The sequence below is a fragment of the Acidovorax facilis genome (genome assembly GCF_050626955.1).
Lineage (GTDB): Bacteria > Pseudomonadota > Gammaproteobacteria > Burkholderiales > Burkholderiaceae_C > Acidovorax > Acidovorax facilis.
Genome location: NZ_CP192460.1, coordinates 2,425,710 through 2,443,520, shown reverse-complemented (window position 1 = coordinate 2,443,520; position 17,811 = coordinate 2,425,710). Strand labels below are relative to the sequence as shown.

Sequence of the window (17,811 nt, the reverse complement as noted above, 5' to 3'; positions counted from 1 at the left end):
CCCATTGCGGGGACCTGCTCCCTGACGCCCGCCACCCTTCGGGGGGGCCGGTGCCATGGACGCCTCAGATTGATGTACCAGCCCCACCGACTCAACAGCTCCAGACTTGTGCTTTTGCTCCAGCAATGGACGCAGCCACACGGTGGATCGGCGCGCCAGGATGTGGCGGAGCAACTCAGCCAGTGGCTCAGTACCGTGGATGCGGTCAAGCTCAGCCGGGCACTGCATGCTCTGGAGTCCAGCCAAACCCCGGCTGTCACTACGCTGGGGCGGGGGACGGTGGATGTGCGCGCATTGCAGGCCAGCCTTCAGTCCACCCGTGCCGAGTTGACGGACTTGGTCACGGCCAAGGCCGCGCCTGCTAAACCCGTGCGCGAGCGTGCCGACAACACCCCTGTCGACGGCCCGGACCCCGAGGCCGGGGCAGATTTTGCAGTCCACGCGGCGCGTTATCTGGCGCTACAAAAGCAGATGGATGCCAGACTGGCTGCCTTGCGCGCGCTGATTCGGCAGAGCTTGTCGATGGGCCCCGAGGGCCTGCGTCGGCTGGCCCTGCTGGATGCGGTGATGGACCAGATGCTGGGTGCGCGTGAGCAAAGGCTGTGGGCGTCGCTACCCGGCCATCTGGAGCGGCGGATGGCGCATTTGCGCGCAGCCCACCAGCAGCAGCTGGAGGCTGTAGGGCGAGACGATGAGCCGCAGCGCTGGGTGCTGCCGGGCGGCTGGCTGTTTGCCTTTGAGCAGGACTTGCGGGCGCTGCTGCTGGCCGAGCTGCAGGTGCGGCTGGAGCCCCTTGCTGGTTTGCTGGAAGCGGCGCAGAGCCATGACTCCCACCGTCCCCCCACAACCACGAAGACCCCGGAACCGGTAACAGGAATGATCGAATGAACAAGAGTGTGATGGCCGCCATCTTTGCGGTGGGCCTGGCGGTGGTGGGCTGGGTGGGATGGGGATTTGTCGGGTCGAGCCCTCTGGCGCTGGCCATGACGGTGGTGATTGCTGCCGTCTACGTGGTGGGAGCCTATGAGCTGATGCAGTTCCGGGCCGCGACTTCGTCGCTGTCCATTGCGCTGGCCGGGCTGGGGCAGCAGCCCCTGGTGGACCTGGGTGGTTGGCTGGAGCGCCTGCATTCGTCCTTGCGCAACCCGGTTCGCCAGCGGATCGACGGGGAGCGTGTGCCCCTGCCGGGGCCTGCGCTGGCGCCGTACCTGGTGGGACTCCTGGTCATGCTGGGCATGCTGGGCACCTTTCTGGGCATGGTGGTCACCTTCAATGGCGCGGTTTTCGCACTGGAGGCCTCGTCCAGCTTGGAGTCTATCCGGGCGGCGCTGGCCGCGCCCATCAAGGGGCTGGGCCTGTCGTTCGGCACCTCGGTGGCCGGGGTGGCAGCGTCGGCCATGCTGGGGCTGATGTCCGCCCTGTGCCGCCGCGAACGGCTGGCAGCGTTGCGCACGCTCGATGCCCGCATCGCCAGCGAGCTGCGCCCCTTCTCGGCGGCCCACCGGCGCCAGGAAATGTTCGAGGCCCTGCAGGCCCAGGCGCAGGCCATGCCGCTGATTGCTGAGCGCCTGCAAGGCCTGATGGAAGGGCTGGAGCGCCGCCACGAGCAGTTGAACGGCCAACTGCAAGACCAACAGCAGGTGTTTCACCGCGAGGCGGCAGCGGCCTACACCCAGCTGGCCACCACCGTGGGGGCATCCCTGCACGACAGCCTGGGCGCCAGCGCCCGCATGGCGGGTGAGACGATCCGCCCGGTGGTGGAGCAGGCCATGGCAACGCTGGCGCAAGAGGCTGAGCGCTCGCACCAGCGGCTGCGCGAGGCCACTGGCGTGCAGATGCACGCCCTCACGGCCCAATGGGAGGGCACGGCCCGCCAGGTGGCGGACACCTGGACGGAGGCCTTGGACCGCCACACGCAGACGCAGGACCAGCAGGCGGTGCAGTTGGGCAGCGCGCTGCAGTCCATCACGCAGACGCTAGAGCAGCGCACCACGACGCTGCTAGCCACGTTGCAAGAGACTGTGGCCCAATCACAGGCGGCCCAACTGGCGGCCGACCAGCAGCGCCTTGCGGGCTGGAGCCAGTCCATGGAGGGCATGGCCAGCCGACTGGCGGAGCAATGGCAGCTTGCGGGTGAACAAACGGCGCAGCAGCAGCGCGGCGTCTGCCAGGCGCTCGAAGGCGCTGCCACCCAGCTCGACCAGTCACTGCAGACGGCATCGCAGGCCTATGAGCAGCGCACCACGGCGCTGCTGGCCTCGTTGCAAGAGACGGTGGCCCAATCACAGGCGGCCCAGTTGGCGGCCGACCAGCAGCGCCTCGCAGGCTGGAGCCGGTCCATGGAGTGCATGGCCAGCACACTGGCGGAGCGATGGCAACAGGTGGGCGAGCAAACCGCACAGCACCAGCAGGGCGTGTGCCTGGCGCTGGAAGGCGCTGCCACCCAGCTCGACCAGTCACTGCAGACGGCATCGCAGGCCTTCGAGCAGCGCACCACGGCGCTGCTGGCATCGCTGGAACAGACGGTGGAAAAAACGCAGGCCGACCAGGCAGTGGCGGATCAGCAGCGCCTTGCGGGCTGGAGCCAGTCCATGGAGGGCATGGCCAGCCGACTGGCGGAGCAATGGCAGCAGGTGGGCGAACAAACGGCGCAGCAGCAGCGCGGCGTGTGCCAGGCGCTGGAGGGCGCTGCGGCGCAGCTCACCGAGCGCATGACCGAGCAGGTCCACGAGGCCCTGGGCGGTGCCGCCCGATTGATGGACCAGTCGGACGCACTGTTGCACACCCGCATCGAGGCCGAAGCCCAATGGGCCGAAACCCAGGCCCAGCGCATGGATGCGCTGGCGGGCGTGTGGCGCACGGAATTGGTGGCACTGCGGGATGCCGAGGCGGCACGCGGCCAGGCCGCAGTGGAGCGGCTCGATGCGCTGCAGGCCGCTGTGGCCGGGCACCTGGCCACCCTGGGTTCTGCGCTGGAAGCCCCGCTCACGCGATTGCTGCAGACGGCGTCGGATGTGCCGCAGGCCGCGGCTGAGGTGATCACCCAGTTGCGCCAAGAGATGACCCACCTGAGCGAACGCGACAACGCGGCCCTGGCAGAGCGCACGGCGATGATGGAGCAACTGGGTGTGTTGCTCCAATCGGTGAACGAAGCCGCCGGGCAGCAGCGTGCGGCCATTGAATCGCTGGTGGGGTCTGCGGCCTCGGTGCTGGAGCAGGCGGGGCAGGAGTTTGCCCAGGCGCTCGGCGCACAGGCGGGCAAGGTCGATGAAGTGTCGGCGCACGTGGCCGCCAGCGCGGTGGAGTTGTCGAGCCTGGGTGAGTCCTTTGGCCACGGCGTGGAGTTGTTCACGGCCAGCAACGAAAAGCTGATGGACAGCCTGCAGCGCATCGAAGGCGCCATTGGCCAGTCCATGAGCCGCAGCGATGAGCAGCTGGCCTACTACGTGGCGCAGGCCCGCGAGGTGATCGATCTGAGCATTTCTTCGCAGCAGGGCATTGTGGAAGACCTGCGCCGCCTCAACGGGCAGATGGCCGCAGCGGTGCAGGGAGTCGCCGCGTGACCGGCCTGGACGACACGCTGGACGATGCCACCGAACAGACGGCCCCGGTGTGGGCCGTGTTTGGCGACCTCATGGCGGGCTTGCTGGGTGCGTTTGTGCTGATTCTGGTGGGCGTGCTGGTGGTGCAGATCGACCTGGTCGCCAGCCTCAAGCAGGAAGTGGAAAAGCGGCAGATGGAAGAAAAGCGCCGCATGGCGCTGGAAAAAGCACTGGCGATTCCGCTGGCCAGCGGCCGCGTCACGGTCAATGAAGGCCGTATCGGCATCAGCGGCAGCGTGCTGTTTGCGGCAGGCTCTGCCGAGTTGCGCCCTGAAGGCCGGCAACTGCTCCAGAGCCTGGTGCAGCCGCTGCAGGTGTACCTGCGCGAACGTGACGAGATGCTGATGGTGAGTGGCTTTACCGACAACACCACGCTGCTGCAGGGGCGCCACCAGCGCTTTGCCGACAACCTGGAGCTGTCCGCTCAGCGCGCGTTGACCGTGACCCGCGCCCTGATCGAAGAGGATATGCCATCGTCCCAGGTGTTTGCTGCGGCCTTTGGCGCCGAGCAGCCGGTGGCAGACAACGCCGACGAAAAGGGGCGGGCACAGAACCGCCGCGTGGAGATGGCCCCCGTACCCCGCGCTGCCCAAGCCAAGCCCGCCCGCAATGAGTGAGCCGACCCTGGAGTCCCTACGGGCCGAAGGCGCCCAGCACCACGACCCGGTGCGCTTTCGGTACCTGGAGGTGCTGGCCGCGCGCCTGCCTGCGCAGCCCCCCGCCGTACAGCAGGTGCTGGCCCGCAGGCTGCAGGCCGCCTTGGTGGACTACGCCAGGCGCATCCGGACAACTCCCCGTCAGCCACTGGCTGCAGCAGCGCTGGCCGGTGCACCATCTGCACTGGCGCAACTGAACCGCGATCTCAGTACCCGCGCCCAGGCCGACGCAGACAGCGTGCTGGTGGGCGGTGGCGCCAGTGTGTCGGACATGAAGAGCGTGCGCCGTTTCAGCGAAGTCTGGTCCAAGATTGCTGCGGAACAACAGGTGGCCCAGGCCTTCACGCGTGGGCCGGAAAACGCTGGGCCGTTGAATGCGCACCGCCTCATGCTGCGCTCCCTGGCCTTGCTGCGGTCCCTGTCGCCGGACTACCTGCGGCATTTTTTATCGCAGATGGACAGCCTGCTGTGGCTAGAGCAGGCCGCTGCAAAGCCAGCCAGGGCACCCCTCAAACCAGGGCGTGCGGCTCGCTCCTCCAAGCACTGAGCGCGCAGGCTGCGACTGGGGAAGCCGGGTGCGCAGTTTTCAGACGCCGTGGTCGTCGGGCTGCACGGGGCGGATCGCCGTTTCCTCCAGCGCCTGGTCCATCAGCACAGTGACTTCTGCCGCTGGCACCATGGTCCGGAAAGCACTCACGTGGGAGCGCCCGATGTTGCCCAACGGCAGCCGTGCCAGCAGGTGCCCCAGGGGCACCAGGGCCAGCCGCAGCAGCTGGCCGGTGGCCTCGCGCGCATCTCCCAGTGCGAGGGCGTAGCGCAGCATGGCGGTGTGTGACCGCCAGTGCAGGGGCAATGAGGTCTGTCCCAGCACGTGGGCGGCCTCCAGCCAACGCCAGCGCTGGGCGGGGGGCGCGTCAGGCTGGCGGGCAAAGCTGGCCAGCAGGTGGTTGAACGCGGCGCACCTGTGTAGCGCGGTGGGGGCGGCGCCCCCGGCGGCATGCTGCGCGGCCAGTTGGCGCCAGCGCCTTTGGCGGTGCCGGTAGAACACCTGGGCAAACAGGGCGCTCAGCGGTGTCATCAGCCAGGGCAGGTGGCGCGCAACCACCTCGATGTCATCGGTGTACAGCGTGCGGCCATCGGACAGGGGCTGCAGGGTGATGCGGTGGTCCCAGCGGCGCATGAGCACGCCTTCTCCGTTGTCGCGCAGCGTGGGCCAGCCGCCCCTTTGTGCAGCCGGCTCAATGGAGATGCGCACGGTTTGCGGGCCCATGGGCAAAACGCCCAGCAACCGCATGTGCAGCGCCAGCTCGCCGGGAGCCCAGTGCGTGGGCCATTCCGTGCCCCGTGCGGGGTGAAACTGGATGAGCGGCGCGGTGATGTGGCGGAACACAGCGGTGCTTTGCAGCTGCGCAGCCACCCATTCAGGCGGGGCGCTCAACGGAGTCGATAGGTGCACGCGCATGGATCAGTGCCCTTGCGGTTGTGGCTGTGCGGTGGTGCTGGCCAGCTCTTGCCGCGCGTGGCGTATCACGCTCCAGCCGCCGCTGATGGCCAGGCCTGCCATGATGGCCGCCACCGCCAGATCGGGCCAGGCGGTGCCGGTGCCCAACACGCCCAGGGCAGCGCCCATCACCGCCAGGTTGCCCAGCGCATCGTTGCGGGTGCACAGCCACACGCCGCGCATGTTGGCGTCGCCCTCCCGGTAGGCATAGAGCAGGGCGGCCACGCCCAGGTTGGCCGCTAGCGCCAGCAGGCCCACGCTGCCCATGGTGAAGGGCTCGGGCGGTGTGCCTTGCCACGCACCCCAGGCCACGCGCCCAATCACGAACACGCCAAACGCCAGCATGCTGGCCCCCTTGACCAGGGCGGCGCGGGCGCGCCAAGTGAGGGCCATGGTCAGCACCCACAGCGACAGGCCGTAGTTGGCGGCATCCCCCAAAAAATCGATGGCATCGGCCAGCAGCGATGCCGAGCCCGACTGGGTACCCGCCCCCAGCTCCACCACAAACATGGCAGCGTTGACGACAAGTGCTATCCACAAGATGCGGCGGTAGCGCGGGTCGGCGGCGGCAGGGCCAGTGGCGCAATGGTCGTCGTGGCAGTGGGCAGACATGGGGGGGTTCTCCGTGCAGTTTTGAAAGCGATGGCATGATTGGAAACCTTGAAGTCACTCGAAGGTCAAGCCATGGATCAAAACGTTGTGCAGTTCCGCATTGGCGAGGCCGCCCTGCAGTCCGGGGTGTCCGCTGCCAACATCCGCTATTACGAGAAGGAGGGGCTGTTGCCCCCTGGCGTGCGGGGCGACAACAGCTACCGCCTGTACAGCGGTGCCGACGTGCACCAGCTGCGTTTTATCCGCCTGTGCCGCGCCATGGACATGTCGCTGCATGAGGTGCGCACTCTGCTCGCGCTGGACTGGAGCCGCAAAGAAGACTGCGACGCCGCACGCGACACGCTGGATGACCATCTGCAGCATGTGCGTGCCCGCCTGGCAGAGCTGCAGACGCTGGAGGCCGACCTGCTCGCGCTGCGCAACCGCTGCGATGGGACGGATGCCCACTGTCACATCATCGAAGCCCTGCACGCGCGTGCGGATGCGCAGCCCGCTGTGCCGTTCGCCACCGCTGCGGCAAAGCGGCATGTGTAGCCCGGTCTGCCGTGGGCGCTTGCAAGCACCAGCTTCCGCAAGGATGTGAGTAGCTGTTTCTTCTGCGTTTGAAAATGCTATAAAAATAATAGCTGTTTGCGCTTGTCTATCAAGCGCTAGATGCCAAAAACATCGAAAAATTTCTATGGCAGTCCACCGTCAACGCTCTTTGTGAGTGCCCCGCTATGATCCGACCATGATTTCGCGCTTGCCCGGCCTCTCCCTGCCCGAACGTGTGTGGAACACCGCGCGGCGCTGGGCGGTCGCCTGGTGGCGCATCTTGTATCTGGGGGCGGTGGTGCTGGTGCTGGTGTTGTCGCCGTCCAGCTATGGCAAGGGCACGCGCAGGGCGCTGGCACGCCACCTGTATCTCGACACCGCCCCGGTGCTGCTCGGCTTTACGGTGCTGGCTGCCCTGATCAGCCTGGTGCTCACGCGCATCGTGGTGGTCACGGCGCTCAGCTATGGCCTGTCGCGCTATGCGCTGGAGATGGTGATCCGCGTGCTGGTGCTGGAGCTGATCCCGCTCACGGCGGCGCTGTTCGTCGCCATGCGCTGCACCATCCCCAATGGCTCGCAGATCACGCGGCTGCGGCAAACCGGACGGTTTGACGCGCTGCGCGCCCATGGCTCGGACCCGGTGCGCATCGAGCTTCTGCCGCGCGTGATCGCTGGAGTGTTCGCCTGCATCACGCTCGCCGCGCTCAGCTGTGTGGTGGCCCTGGTGCTGGCGTACCTGGGGGTGTATGGTTTCAATTTGGCGGGGTTGCCCAGCTACACCCGCATGTTTGGCCAGGTGTTCACGCCCAGCGTGACGATGGTGTTCGCGCTCAAGACCGTGTTCTTCAGCCTGGCCGTAGCGCTGATCCCCATGGCGGCAGGCCTGTACGACACGGGCGATCGCACCCAGCCCGATTCAGAGCTGGGCGGCCTGGCCCGCATGTTTGCCGTGCTGCTGATGATCGAGGTGGCCTCGCTCATGGGCAACTACTACTGACCGATGTCTGCTGACACCCGACTACCCCATTCCTTTACGGCGACCCACCTTCCGGCACCATGAACGACGAGAACCACAACGCCCGCCAAACGCCGCCCCCGGGGCCCGCTCCGGCTTCTCCCGCCACCGACGTGCCGCCCGTGGAAACCCTGCGCCCGGTGGCCTACCTGGAGATCAAGGCGGCGGCGTTGCTGCTGTTCACGTTGGCCCTCATCGTCGGGTCGGGCCTGTACCTGCTGTATGCGCGTGGTGCGTTCGAACCCACGCAGACCCTGGTGCTGACGGCCGACGACTCTGAAGGCGTGGTGGTGGGCATGGACATGACGTTCTCGGGTTTCCCCATTGGCCGCGTGCGCCGCATCGAACTGGCCGAAACCGGCAACGCCCGCATCATCGTGGACGTGCCCCGCAAGGACGCGCACTGGCTGCGTGAATCCAGCGTGTTCACACTGGTGCGGGGCATTGTGGGTGGCACCAACATCCGCGCCTACACCGGCATGCTGAACGACAAGCTCCTGCCCGATGGTGCCGTGCGCCCCGTGCTGCGTGGCGACGCCACCGCCGAAATCCCGCAGCTCATGGCCTCGGCGCGCGAACTGCTGTCTAACCTCAATGCGCTCACGGCGCAGGACGCTGCCCTGGGCAGCAGCCTGACCAATGTGCAGGCGCTCACCGAACGCCTCAATGGCCCCGGCGGCATGCTGGGAGTGCTGATGGGCAATGAGGCCGATGGGAAGAAAATTGTTGCCACGCTCGACCGCACCAATGCCCTGCTGGCGCGCCTGGATGGCATGGCGGCGCGGGCTGACAAACAGGTATTGGGTGCCGAAGGCAGCAAGGATGCGTTGGTACCTGAGGTGCGGGCCACCGTGGCCCAGCTCAATGGCTTGTTGGCCGACACCCGCACCAGCCTGAAAAAGGTGGATGCGGTGCTGGTGGAAGCCCAGGCCATTGGCGCCAATGCCCGCGAAGCCACCACTGACCTGGGGGCCTTGCGCGCCGAGGTGGAAAGCAATCTGCGCAAGGTAGAAAGCCTGGTCAACGAAATCAACCGCAGATGGCCTTTTGCGCGGGATACGGAACTCAAGCTGCCATGAAGCCCTTTTCAGTTTCTGCATTCCCTTCGAAGCCCATGCACCTGGCCAGGCCACTGCGGGTGTCATTGCTGGGAGCTGTGGTGGTTGCGGCGGCCTTGTTGTCCGCATGCTCCAGCAAACTTCCCGTGCCCGACTGGCAGATGAACGCTCAAGGCTCAGCCCAGAAGGCCCTCGAAGCCTATCTGTCGGGCAACCCCCGCGTCGAGCAGCTCGAATGGGACCGCGCCCGGGCTGAAGTGGCCCGCACGGGGCGCCCAGACCTGCTGGCCCGTCTGGAACTGATGCGCTGCGCTGCGCAGGTCGCCAGCTTGGTACCTGGCCCCTGCGAGCGCTTTGAACCGCTGCGCGCCGACGCCGCTGCGCCCGAGCGCGCTTATGCCGACTATCTGGGGGGGCGAGTACAGCCTCAGGACGTGGGCTTGCTGCCCGAAGCGCAGCGCAAGGTGGCTGCATCGGGCGATGCATCTGCGTTGCCCGCTTTGGAAGACCCGCTGTCGCGCCTCGTGGCAGCTGGGGTGCTGTTTCAGTCGGGGCGCGCCAGCCCGGCGGTGATCGCTATCGCTGCTGACACAGCCTCTGCCCAGGGCTGGCGCAGACCGTTGATGGCCTGGCTCAGTGTGCAGGCGCAACGCACTGAAGCTGCGGGCGACCAGCAAGCCACTGCAGCGCTGCGTCGGCGCATTGCCATCGTGGAGCAGGGTGCACCGCAGCGCTGAGGCGCGAACGGCTAGCGCAGGCGTGCCTGCAATTGCGTTTCGATGTGTTCCCGCTCCAGCGCAAACTGCTGGGCGGTGATCTCATTGGCTTCGTATTTGCGGGCGGTGGATAACAACAGCACCGTGTTTTCCAGACGCGTGTCTTGTTGCAACGAGGGCGGCAGGGCGGTCAGTCGGTCAAAACTCTGCTTGTAGAGTTCGCTCCAGCTCAGCGCCCCGGCCTGGGCCTGGGCGCGCGCACCGTCATGCCAGCGCGCGAATTCTTCAAGGGAGCCATCCCTCGGGCTGGTGCATCCCCCCATCGCCACCAGCAGCGCTGTCGCCGCCACAGGCCACGCGAAGAAGCGAGCAGAAAAAAGGCTTGCAGAGATTCGAAAACGTGTGGTCACGATCGTCCTCCATTCTGGATTGCCACCGAAAATCCCGGTGCGCAGCGCCAGATGGTACTCCGATGCTATGCTTTTTGCTACCCATGGCGAGTAGGCGTGCTAAACCACTCCACCTCATGCACAAGGTCACTCAAACAGACTGGAGGGAAAGATCTGGTCCAGCCCACTGGGCAAAAGCGGCATCGAATCCACCGACTGCACGGTCACATCGGGCATCAACAACGATGCCGCCGCCAGTACCGCAAGCACAACCGTGCCGGCAAACGCAGCGAGGGCGCGGGTTCCGGGTGTCAAGGGGTGGCGCTTCATGGCGGATCCTTTGTCAAAAAGGTGGGAGTCCCAATGAGCTCCCGGGTCAGCCTCAATGGCTGGTGTAGAGGATTTCAGCAAAACGCGCGGTCAGCGTCTGTCAGACAAGTGCGATATCCGCAGATGACCCCGGTTTGTTGCCTTTGGTTGCAAGTCATTCAGAAGCTTGGTTGTGCTCAGATGTTCCGTAGAGCGAGCATGCACATGACACTAGGAGTCCAGCGTGGTCCTTGTCCCACCGCGCTGCACCTGGCAGGAGTCCAAAGACGGAAGCCAATCGGCCGAAGCCGGCGCTGGCGCTGAGCGCATGGGCGCGAATTTGAATGGGTAACGGGGATAGGTTGTTGCCAGCGCTGCCCGCCCCTGCGGCGAAATGGCAAGGACCTCTGCTTTTTGCTCCTTGGCACGCACATCTGGAAGCTGCACCTCTACGAGCTGAGCAGCCGCCAGCACCCGAAGCTTGTCAACGTCGCAGGGCTTCTCGATCATCATGGGCAGCTTGCTCTGTGCAAGGACGAACAGTAGCTCCATGGGCATAGGTGCACTCCTTTTGGGTGGAGTCATTTATTGTGAATAGTGTGCCGCGGCGTGACAACCAATCACACGTTTTGCAACAAATCGGCGGGTTTGGTCCCACCGCTCCCGGCATTTCGCGAGGCGGGAAGGAGGCGCTGAAAGCGCTCCGTGTCACTTGATAGGCCGAAACGAAAAAAGCGCCCCGAAGGACGCTTTTTTGATTTTTGGCGGAGAGGGCGGGATTCGAACCCGCGGTGGGGATTAGCCCACACACGCTTTCCAGGCGTGCGACTTAAACCGCTCATCCACCTCTCCGAAGCCTTCGATTATAGCCATAGGAAAAGGGATATCTGGGCTGACAGTAGCCGTTGCCTCGAAAAAAGCTTTGCTTGCGCTCAGGCCGCTTTCTGTGAAGCTTGCACCATCTTCATCGCCGAACCGATCAGCGCAGACACCTCCGTCATGTTGCTCGGCACGATAAGTGTGGTGTTGGAGTCTGCTGCCACCTGGCTGTAGGCTTCCACGGCCTTCTCTGCCACTTTGAGTTGCACCGCCTGCTCGCCTCCGGGCTGACGAATGGCGGCGGCCACGCGCTCTATGGCTTGCGCGGTCGCTTCTGCCACAGCGGTGATGGCTGCTGCTTCACCTTGGGCGTTGTTGATCTGGGCTTGCTTCTCGCCCTCCGAGCGGGCGATGAACGCTTCTCGCTCGCCGGTGGCGATGTTGATCTGCTCCTGTCGGCGGCCCTCAGACGCTGCAATGAGCGCGCGCTTTTCGCGCTCTGCGGTGATTTGGGCCTGCATGGCGTGCAAAATTTCCTTCGGCGGTGTCAGGTCCTTGATTTCGTAGCGCAGCACTTTCACGCCCCAGTTCAGGGCGGCTTCGTCGATGGCCTGCACGATCTGGGCGTTAATGATGTCGCGTTCTTCAAAGGTCTTGTCCAACTCCAGCTTGCCGATGACGGAACGCAACGATGTCTGCGCCAGCTGTGTCACCGCCATGATGTAGTTGCTGGAGCCGTAGCTGGCGCGCATGGGGTCTGTCACTTGGAAGTAGAGGATGCCGTCCACCTGCAATTGGGTGTTGTCGCGCGTTATGCAGACTTGGCTGGGCACGTCCAGCGGGATTTCTTTCAGGCTGTGCTTGTAGGCCACTTTGTCGATGAACGGAATGATGAGCTTGAGCCCTGGCGCAAGTGTGCTGTGGTACTTGCCCAGACGCTCCACCACCCACGCGTTTTGTTGGGGAACCTGCTTGAAGCTGCGAATGACGAAGACCGCCACGATGGCGGCGATGACAAGTGCGATGTATGTTTTATCCATGAACGACTTTCAGTAGTTGGGTGGCTGCGAGCTCACATGGGATCGACCAGCAGGCGATTGCCCACCAGTTCGGCGACCCGGTGCATGCCGGTGGAAGGGGTGACGCCAGGACGGTGGATGGCGGTCCATGTGGCGCCCCGGTACTTCACAGTGGTGGTGCCGTCGGGGTTCCAACCTTCGATGAGGACGGCTTCGCCCACGTCCAGGTTGACGCTGCGGTCCGCTCGCGGCGATGGGTCTCCAGAGCGTTTGCGTTTGGCAAAGTGCCAAGCCACCACAGCGCCGCCGCCCACCAGGGCTGCGAGGGTGATTTGGGAGGCGGAAGAAAGGCCCATGTGCGCGGCCAGGGCCGCCGCAACAAGCCCTACTGCCAACATGAGCAGATAAAACGTGCCAGTCAGCAGCTCTGCAACGACCACAGCCCCCGCTGCGAGCCACCAGATGGTGGATTCCTCCATAGCCAACTCCTTGTTGTGGTTGTGTTTAGTGCATCACATTCTGGGACAAAAGGGTTGCAGTTCAAAGGCGCGTCAAGGTTATTCCTTACACTTCGCGCCTATTTCGTTTTTTGGCCGGGCAGGGCACGGTTGCACGGAGGCTGCGCATGAAGTTTCGCTTTCCCATCATCATCATCGATGAAGACTATCGTTCCGAGAACACCTCGGGCCTCGGTATCCGCGCGCTGGCGCAGGCTATCGAGTCTGAGGGGTTCGAGGTGGTTGGCGTCACCAGCTATGGTGACCTGTCGCAGTTTGCCCAGCAGCAAAGCCGCGCCAGCGCTTTCATTTTGTCCATCGACGATGAGGAATTTACGGTGGGTGAGGGCCTGGACCCCATCGTGCTGAGCCTGCGCAACTTCATCGGTGAAGTGCGGCGCAAGAACACCGAAGTGCCCATCTATGTGCACGGCGAGACCAAGACCAGCCGCCACCTGCCCAACGACATCCTGCGCGAGCTGCATGGCTTCATCCACATGTTCGAGGACACCCCCGAATTTGTGGCGCGCCACATCATCCGCGAGGCCAAGAGCTATCTCGAAAGCGTACAGCCTCCATTCTTCAAGGCACTGCTCGACTACGCTGAAGACGGCTCGTACAGCTGGCACTGCCCCGGCCACTCGGGCGGCGTGGCGTTTCTGAAGAGCCCTGTGGGCCAGATGTACCACCAGTTCTACGGCGAGAACATGCTGCGTGCCGATGTGTGCAATGCGGTGGAAGAGCTGGGCCAGCTGCTGGACCACAACGGTGCCATTGGTGAATCGGAGCGCAACGCCGCGCGTATTTTCAACGCCGACCACTGCTTCTTCGTGACCAACGGCACGTCCACATCGAACAAGATGGTGTGGCACCACACGGTGGCGCCGGGCGACGTGGTGGTGGTGGACCGCAACTGCCACAAGTCCATCCTGCACAGCATCATCATGACCGGGGCGATCCCCGTGTTCATGAAGCCCACGCGCAACCATTTCGGCATCATCGGCCCTATCCCGCAAAGCGAGTTCGAGCCAGCGGCCATTCAGGCCAAGATCAAGGCCAACCCGCTGCTCAAGGGCGTGGATGCGAAAAAGGTCAAGCCGCGCGTGCTCACGCTTACGCAGTCCACCTATGACGGCGTGCTCTACAACACCGAGACCATCAAGAGCATGCTCGACGGCTACGTGGACAACCTGCACTTTGACGAGGCCTGGCTGCCACACGCGGCCTTCCACCCGTTTTATGGCAGCTACCACGCCATGGGCAAGAAGCGCACGCGCCCCAAGCATTCCGTGACGTACGCGACGCAGTCCATCCACAAGCTGCTGGCCGGCATCAGCCAGGCTAGCCATGTGCTGGTGCAGGATTCGCAGACCACCAAGCTGGATCGCCACCTCTTCAACGAGGCCTACCTGATGCACACCAGCACCAGCCCGCAGTACAGCATCATCGCCAGCTGCGACGTGGCCGCCGCCATGATGGAGCCTCCCGGCGGTACGGCCCTGGTGGAAGAAAGCCTGCTCGAAGCGCTGGACTTTCGCCGTGCCATGCGCCAGGTGGAGCACGACTTTGGCAAGAACGACTGGTGGTTCAAGGTTTGGGGCCCTGAAAAGCTCGTGGACGAAGGCCTGGGCCGCGCCGAGGACTGGATCATCCGCAGCGATGGCAAGGGCAAGAAGAACGCCAGCAAGTGGCACGGCTTCGGCCAGCTGGCCGACGGCTTCAACATGCTGGACCCGATCAAGTCCACCATCGTCACACCGGGCCTGAACCTGGACGGCAAGTTCGACAAGACCGGCATTCCCGCGTCCATCGTTACCAAGTACCTGGCCGAGCACGGTGTGGTGGTCGAGAAGACCGGCCTGTACAGCTTCTTCATCATGTTCACCATCGGCATCACCAAGGGCCGCTGGAACACGCTGCTGACGGCGCTGCAGCAGTTCAAGGACGACTACGAGAAGAACCAGCCCATGTGGCGCATCCTTCCCGAGTTCTGCCAGCAGCACAAACGTTACGAGCGCATGGGCCTGAAGGACCTGTGCCAGCACGTGCATGAGATGTACGCCAAGTACGACATCGCGCGCCTGACGACCGAGATGTACCTGTCAGACCTGACGCCCGCCATGAAGCCCTCGGACGCCTACGCGCACATCGCCCACCGCCAGACCGAGCGCGTGGAGATCGACCACCTGGAAGGCCGCATCACCGTGGGCCTGGTCACGCCCTACCCACCGGGCATTCCGCTCTTGATTCCTGGCGAGGTATTCAACAAGAAGATCGTGGACTACCTCAAGTTCGCCCGCGAGTTTGCCAAGCTGTGCCCGGGCTTTGAGACCGACATCCACGGCCTGGTGGAAGTGGAAGACGAGAACGGCCAGGTGCGCTACTACGCCGACTGCGTGGCAGAGCAAGGCAAGACCGGCAAGAACCCCAAGCCGCTGGCGACCGCCCAGAACCTGGTGCAGGTGGGCGACGACGGCCCGTACGGACGCAACGTGTAAGCACGTCTTCGCGCTGGTGTGTGGGTGCACCAGCGTCTCAAAAATCGCTCCCCCGGCATGGCTGGCGGAGCGATTTTTTTGTGCATTTGAATCCGCTGTTGTGGTGCTGCCGTATTGACTGTCAGCCGCGTGGTTTTCATGCGGTGACGACTGTCTTCACACACCTCTCAGGAGATTCTCATGACCCTTCGATTCAACGCCCGCCTCGCCACCATCGCCTTCACCGCAGCCATGGCCGCTGCCGCAATGCCTGCCATGGCGCAGGTCATGGTGGGCGGTGCGCCCATGCTGGCCAGCAAGGACATCATCGACAACGCTGTGAACTCCAAGGACCACACCACGCTGGTGGCCGCTGTGAAGGCTGCGGGCCTGGTCGAAACGCTCAAGGGCCCCGGTCCCTTCACCGTGTTTGCGCCCACCAATGCGGCATTTGCCGCATTGCCCGCCGGCACTGTGGACACGCTGCTCAAGCCCGAGAGCAAGCCCACCCTGACCAAGGTGCTCACCTACCACGTGGTCGCGGGCAAGTACGACGCTGCTGCGTTGTCCAAGATGATTGCAGACGGCAAAGGCATGGCCAGCCTCAAGACGGTGGCGGGCGGTACGCTCACGGCCAAGGCCAGCGGCAATGCTGTCATGGTGACGGACGAAAAGGGCGGTACGGCGACGGTGACGATTGCCGACGTGTACCAGTCCAACGGCGTGATCCACGTGGTGGACAAGGTCCTGTTGCCCAACTGATTGAGCAACGGATGGGAGGGGCTGCCCGTCCGCTGTGCATGGCCGCCGCATCGCAGGGCCGGGATCGGCCAGGGGTTGCTGTGGCCCCGTCAGCGGACCGGCGGCATATCGTCCCGCACACGCACAAAACTCGCGAAGCGCGGCAGGCCCCCGTCATGGGTACCGCGAAACCGGTACGTCACCCAGCTGCCCACAGGTGGCGGGTCAGCCCGCTGCGCATCGCTGAAACCCGCCCCCAGCCGGAAACGCTGGCCCGAAGGCATTTCCACCAGCAGGGCTCCCATGCGACCGGCGTGGCGGCCCTTGCCAGGCAGGTGGGCGACCACGCGCGCTTCCGTGTCTTCGTGGGTCTTGACCTTGACCAGATCGTCGCTGCGGCCAGACTGGTAGAGCGAACTGCCCCGGTGCAACATCAGGCCTTCGCCGCCCGCCCGCACCGTGCGTTGCAACAGGGCCTGCAGGGCAGCATCGTTTTCGATGCGCTTTTGGGGCACCGCCTGGACCCAAGGCTGGTTGATCTGCATCACCAAGGCATTGAGCGACCGCAGCCGTTCGTCAAACATGCCGCCGTGCCGGGGCAGGTCAAACACCATGAAGCGCATCTGGCGCCAGGCCGCCTCATGAGGCGGCTGTTGGCGCGTGGTGGATTGGGCGTGCGCAAAGCGCCCGCGTCCGGCCCACAGCTCTCCGTCCATGGGAGTGGTGGGCCACCCGGCGGTGAACCAGGCGGGGGCCATCACCGTTTCGCCGCCCCGCGTGCGCAGCGTGTGGCCGTCCCAGTAGCCACGCACACCGTCGTATTTTTCGCTGACCCAATAGTCGGCCAGCGGCATGCCGGGCCGGTACGCATTGGCCAGCAACAGGGCAGGGGCGTCTGCTGCGTGCGTGGGCAGCGCAGTGAAACTCAGCCACGCCAGCCAGTGCCTGCGAAGCATTTGCTATTAAATTTATAGCTTCCGGCGCTTGTTCAATAAGCGCTAGGACCTGTTTTGATCTGAATTTCTAACGACAATCAGACCTGGTCTGCGCTCAGGCCCGCAGTCTGGCTGAAGCCGCCGTCCACGTAGGTGATCTCGGCCGTCATGCCCGATGCCAGGTCCGACAGCAGGAAGGCTGCCACATTGCCCACGTCTTCGATCGTCACGTTGCGGCGCAGGGGCGATGCATCGGCCACGCGGCTCAGCAGTTTGCCAAAGTCCTTGATGCCGCTGGCGGCCAGGGTCTTGATAGGGCCGGCGCTGATGCCGTTGGCGCGGATGCTGCGGCCGTCTTCGGTGCGGCCAACGGCCTCGGCCAGGTAGCGCACGCTGGCTTCCAGGCTGGCCTTGGCCAGGCCCATGGTGTTGTAGTTGGGGATGGAGCGCAGCGCGCCCAGGTAGCTCAGCGTCAGCAGCGACGACTTGTCGTTCAGGTAGGGAAGGGCGGCCTTGGCCATGGCGGGAAAGCTGTAGGCGCTGATGTCGTGGGCGATGCGGAAACCCTCGCGCGAAAGGCCTTCGAGGAAATTGCCGGCAATCGCCTCGCGGGGGGCGAAGCCGATGCTGTGCACAAAGCCGTCGAATTGGGGCCAGGTCTGCGACAGCTCGGCAAACATGCGCTCGATCTGCTCGTCGCTGCCCACGTCACAGTCAAAGATCAGCTTGGAGTCGAACTCGGCCGCAAAGTCGGTGATGCGGTCCTTGAAGCGCTCGCCCACGTAGCTGAACGCCAGTTCGGCGCCCTGTGCGTGGCAGGCCTTGGCAATGCCGTAGGCGATGGAGCGGTTGGACAAAACACCCGTGATGAGCAGCTTCTTGCCGGTCAGAAAACCCATGTTCAATCTCCTTTTGGAATGGCGAAATGTCG

Annotated in this window: 19 protein-coding genes and 1 tRNA gene; 10 read left to right on the top strand and 10 right to left on the bottom strand. The window is 64.6% G+C overall.

All coding sequences use genetic code 11. The annotated features are described in order from the left end of the window. Positions 1-72: 72 nt before the first annotated feature. From ACQ4MJ_RS11015 to ACQ4MJ_RS11000, 4 genes are read left to right on the top strand one after another with little or no spacing between them, the layout of a single operon-like run. Positions 73-888, top strand: a complete 816-nt coding sequence (locus tag ACQ4MJ_RS11015; protein WP_431152663.1) for a DUF3348 family protein — start codon at positions 73-75, stop codon at positions 886-888. Further along, the gene (locus ACQ4MJ_RS11010) at positions 885-3,563 is read left to right on the top strand and encodes a DUF802 domain-containing protein (protein WP_431152664.1); all 2,679 of its coding nucleotides are present in this window, start codon (positions 885-887) and stop codon (positions 3,561-3,563) included. The genes ACQ4MJ_RS11015 and ACQ4MJ_RS11010 overlap by 4 nt, the downstream gene beginning before the upstream one ends. Further along, positions 3,560-4,219, top strand: a complete 660-nt coding sequence (locus ACQ4MJ_RS11005) for an OmpA family protein (protein ID WP_055393450.1) — start codon at positions 3,560-3,562, stop codon at positions 4,217-4,219. The genes ACQ4MJ_RS11010 and ACQ4MJ_RS11005 overlap by 4 nt, the downstream gene beginning before the upstream one ends. Next, positions 4,212-4,805, top strand: coding sequence for a DUF2894 domain-containing protein (locus tag ACQ4MJ_RS11000; RefSeq protein WP_431152665.1), 594 nt, complete (start codon positions 4,212-4,214; stop codon positions 4,803-4,805). Before ACQ4MJ_RS11005 ends, ACQ4MJ_RS11000 begins: the two co-directional genes overlap by 8 nt. 39 nt (positions 4,806-4,844) lie before the next feature. Here the strand turns inward: ACQ4MJ_RS11000 and ACQ4MJ_RS10995 are convergent, their stop codons facing one another. Both ACQ4MJ_RS10995 and ACQ4MJ_RS10990 read right to left on the bottom strand, forming a co-directional pair. After that, the gene (locus ACQ4MJ_RS10995; RefSeq protein ID WP_431152666.1) at positions 4,845-5,720 is read right to left on the bottom strand and encodes a DUF3703 domain-containing protein; all 876 of its coding nucleotides are present in this window, start codon (positions 5,718-5,720) and stop codon (positions 4,845-4,847) included. Between the two features lie 3 nt (positions 5,721-5,723). Next, entirely contained in the window at positions 5,724-6,371 is a 648-nt protein-coding gene (locus ACQ4MJ_RS10990) for a cation transporter (protein ID WP_431152667.1), read from the bottom strand. Between the two features lie 72 nt (positions 6,372-6,443). Here ACQ4MJ_RS10990 and ACQ4MJ_RS10985 point away from each other — a divergent pair, with 72 nt between their 5' ends. From ACQ4MJ_RS10985 to ACQ4MJ_RS10970, 4 genes are all read left to right on the top strand, one after another. Beyond that, the gene (locus tag ACQ4MJ_RS10985; RefSeq protein ID WP_176885623.1) at positions 6,444-6,905 is read left to right on the top strand and encodes a Cd(II)/Pb(II)-responsive transcriptional regulator; all 462 of its coding nucleotides are present in this window, start codon (positions 6,444-6,446) and stop codon (positions 6,903-6,905) included. A 196-nt stretch (positions 6,906-7,101) separates the two neighbouring features. Next, a complete protein-coding gene (locus tag ACQ4MJ_RS10980) occupies positions 7,102-7,902 on the top strand; it encodes an MlaE family ABC transporter permease (protein WP_055393443.1) in 801 nt (266 codons plus the stop codon). Between the two features lie 59 nt (positions 7,903-7,961). Further along, the gene (locus tag ACQ4MJ_RS10975; RefSeq protein ID WP_431152669.1) at positions 7,962-8,999 is read left to right on the top strand and encodes an MlaD family protein; all 1,038 of its coding nucleotides are present in this window, start codon (positions 7,962-7,964) and stop codon (positions 8,997-8,999) included. Positions 9,000-9,034: 35 nt separating this feature from the next. After that, positions 9,035-9,715, top strand: coding sequence for a hypothetical protein (locus ACQ4MJ_RS10970; RefSeq protein ID WP_431153080.1), 681 nt, complete (start codon positions 9,035-9,037; stop codon positions 9,713-9,715). An 11-nt stretch (positions 9,716-9,726) separates the two neighbouring features. Here the strand turns inward: ACQ4MJ_RS10970 and ACQ4MJ_RS10965 are convergent, their stop codons facing one another. From ACQ4MJ_RS10965 to ACQ4MJ_RS10940, 6 genes are all read right to left on the bottom strand, one after another. After that, complete coding sequence (locus ACQ4MJ_RS10965; RefSeq protein WP_233573378.1) at positions 9,727-10,104, bottom strand: hypothetical protein; 378 nt, start codon at positions 10,102-10,104, stop codon at positions 9,727-9,729. 126 nt (positions 10,105-10,230) lie between these two features. Then, on the bottom strand, positions 10,231-10,413 hold the full coding sequence (locus ACQ4MJ_RS10960) for a hypothetical protein (protein ID WP_055393434.1): 183 nt from the start codon (positions 10,411-10,413) through the stop codon (positions 10,231-10,233). 210 nt (positions 10,414-10,623) lie between these two features. Next, positions 10,624-10,944, bottom strand: coding sequence for a hypothetical protein (locus ACQ4MJ_RS10955; protein ID WP_431152670.1), 321 nt, complete (start codon positions 10,942-10,944; stop codon positions 10,624-10,626). Between the two features lie 210 nt (positions 10,945-11,154). After that, positions 11,155-11,244 (bottom strand) — tRNA-Ser (locus ACQ4MJ_RS10950). Between the two features lie 80 nt (positions 11,245-11,324). Further along, positions 11,325-12,251: an SPFH domain-containing protein gene (locus ACQ4MJ_RS10945; RefSeq protein ID WP_426304395.1), complete on the bottom strand. Its 927-nt coding sequence runs from the start codon at positions 12,249-12,251 to the stop codon at positions 11,325-11,327. Between the two features lie 32 nt (positions 12,252-12,283). Continuing rightward, positions 12,284-12,709 (bottom strand): NfeD family protein, encoded by a 426-nt coding sequence (locus tag ACQ4MJ_RS10940; protein ID WP_431152671.1) that lies wholly within the window; start codon positions 12,707-12,709, stop codon positions 12,284-12,286. Between the two features lie 146 nt (positions 12,710-12,855). On the opposite strand from ACQ4MJ_RS10940, the gene ACQ4MJ_RS10935 reads away from it, so the two are divergent. Together ACQ4MJ_RS10935 and ACQ4MJ_RS10930 are read left to right on the top strand one after the other, a co-directional pair. Beyond that, positions 12,856-15,225 carry an arginine/lysine/ornithine decarboxylase gene (locus ACQ4MJ_RS10935; RefSeq protein WP_121419719.1) on the top strand — a complete coding sequence of 790 codons (2,370 nt, stop codon included), beginning with the start codon at positions 12,856-12,858 and terminating at the stop codon, positions 15,223-15,225. Between the two features lie 180 nt (positions 15,226-15,405). Continuing rightward, on the top strand, positions 15,406-15,966 hold the full coding sequence (locus ACQ4MJ_RS10930; RefSeq protein ID WP_121419720.1) for a fasciclin domain-containing protein: 561 nt from the start codon (positions 15,406-15,408) through the stop codon (positions 15,964-15,966). An 89-nt stretch (positions 15,967-16,055) separates the two neighbouring features. On the opposite strand, the gene ACQ4MJ_RS10925 is transcribed toward ACQ4MJ_RS10930, so the two are convergent. Both ACQ4MJ_RS10925 and fabI read right to left on the bottom strand, forming a co-directional pair. Continuing rightward, positions 16,056-16,901 (bottom strand): DNA ligase, encoded by an 846-nt coding sequence (locus ACQ4MJ_RS10925; RefSeq protein WP_431152672.1) that lies wholly within the window; start codon positions 16,899-16,901, stop codon positions 16,056-16,058. Between the two features lie 77 nt (positions 16,902-16,978). Beyond that, complete coding sequence (fabI, locus tag ACQ4MJ_RS10920; protein WP_055401808.1) at positions 16,979-17,779, bottom strand: enoyl-ACP reductase FabI; 801 nt, start codon at positions 17,777-17,779, stop codon at positions 16,979-16,981. Positions 17,780-17,811 lie beyond the last annotated feature (32 nt).

Coding starts and splice junctions, on each gene's coding strand:
- ACQ4MJ_RS11015 (WP_431152663.1), top strand. CDS start 73: ATGTACCAGCCCCACCGACTCAACAGCTCCAGACTTGTGCTTTTGCTC.
- ACQ4MJ_RS11010 (WP_431152664.1), top strand. CDS start 885: ATGAACAAGAGTGTGATGGCCGCCATCTTTGCGGTGGGCCTGGCGGTG.
- ACQ4MJ_RS11000 (WP_431152665.1), top strand. CDS start 4,212: ATGAGTGAGCCGACCCTGGAGTCCCTACGGGCCGAAGGCGCCCAGCAC.
- ACQ4MJ_RS10995 (WP_431152666.1), bottom strand. CDS start 5,720: ATGCGCGTGCACCTATCGACTCCGTTGAGCGCCCCGCCTGAATGGGTG.
- ACQ4MJ_RS10990 (WP_431152667.1), bottom strand. CDS start 6,371: ATGTCTGCCCACTGCCACGACGACCATTGCGCCACTGGCCCTGCCGCC.
- ACQ4MJ_RS10985 (WP_176885623.1), top strand. CDS start 6,444: ATGGATCAAAACGTTGTGCAGTTCCGCATTGGCGAGGCCGCCCTGCAG.
- ACQ4MJ_RS10980 (WP_055393443.1), top strand. CDS start 7,102: ATGATTTCGCGCTTGCCCGGCCTCTCCCTGCCCGAACGTGTGTGGAAC.
- ACQ4MJ_RS10975 (WP_431152669.1), top strand. CDS start 7,962: ATGAACGACGAGAACCACAACGCCCGCCAAACGCCGCCCCCGGGGCCC.
- ACQ4MJ_RS10970 (WP_431153080.1), top strand. CDS start 9,035: ATGCACCTGGCCAGGCCACTGCGGGTGTCATTGCTGGGAGCTGTGGTG.
- ACQ4MJ_RS10960 (WP_055393434.1), bottom strand. CDS start 10,413: ATGAAGCGCCACCCCTTGACACCCGGAACCCGCGCCCTCGCTGCGTTT.
- ACQ4MJ_RS10955 (WP_431152670.1), bottom strand. CDS start 10,944: ATGGAGCTACTGTTCGTCCTTGCACAGAGCAAGCTGCCCATGATGATC.
- ACQ4MJ_RS10945 (WP_426304395.1), bottom strand. CDS start 12,251: ATGGATAAAACATACATCGCACTTGTCATCGCCGCCATCGTGGCGGTC.
- ACQ4MJ_RS10940 (WP_431152671.1), bottom strand. CDS start 12,709: ATGGAGGAATCCACCATCTGGTGGCTCGCAGCGGGGGCTGTGGTCGTT.
- ACQ4MJ_RS10935 (WP_121419719.1), top strand. CDS start 12,856: ATGAAGTTTCGCTTTCCCATCATCATCATCGATGAAGACTATCGTTCC.
- ACQ4MJ_RS10930 (WP_121419720.1), top strand. CDS start 15,406: ATGACCCTTCGATTCAACGCCCGCCTCGCCACCATCGCCTTCACCGCA.
- ACQ4MJ_RS10925 (WP_431152672.1), bottom strand. CDS start 16,901: ATGCTTCGCAGGCACTGGCTGGCGTGGCTGAGTTTCACTGCGCTGCCC.
- fabI (WP_055401808.1), bottom strand. CDS start 17,779: ATGGGTTTTCTGACCGGCAAGAAGCTGCTCATCACGGGTGTTTTGTCC.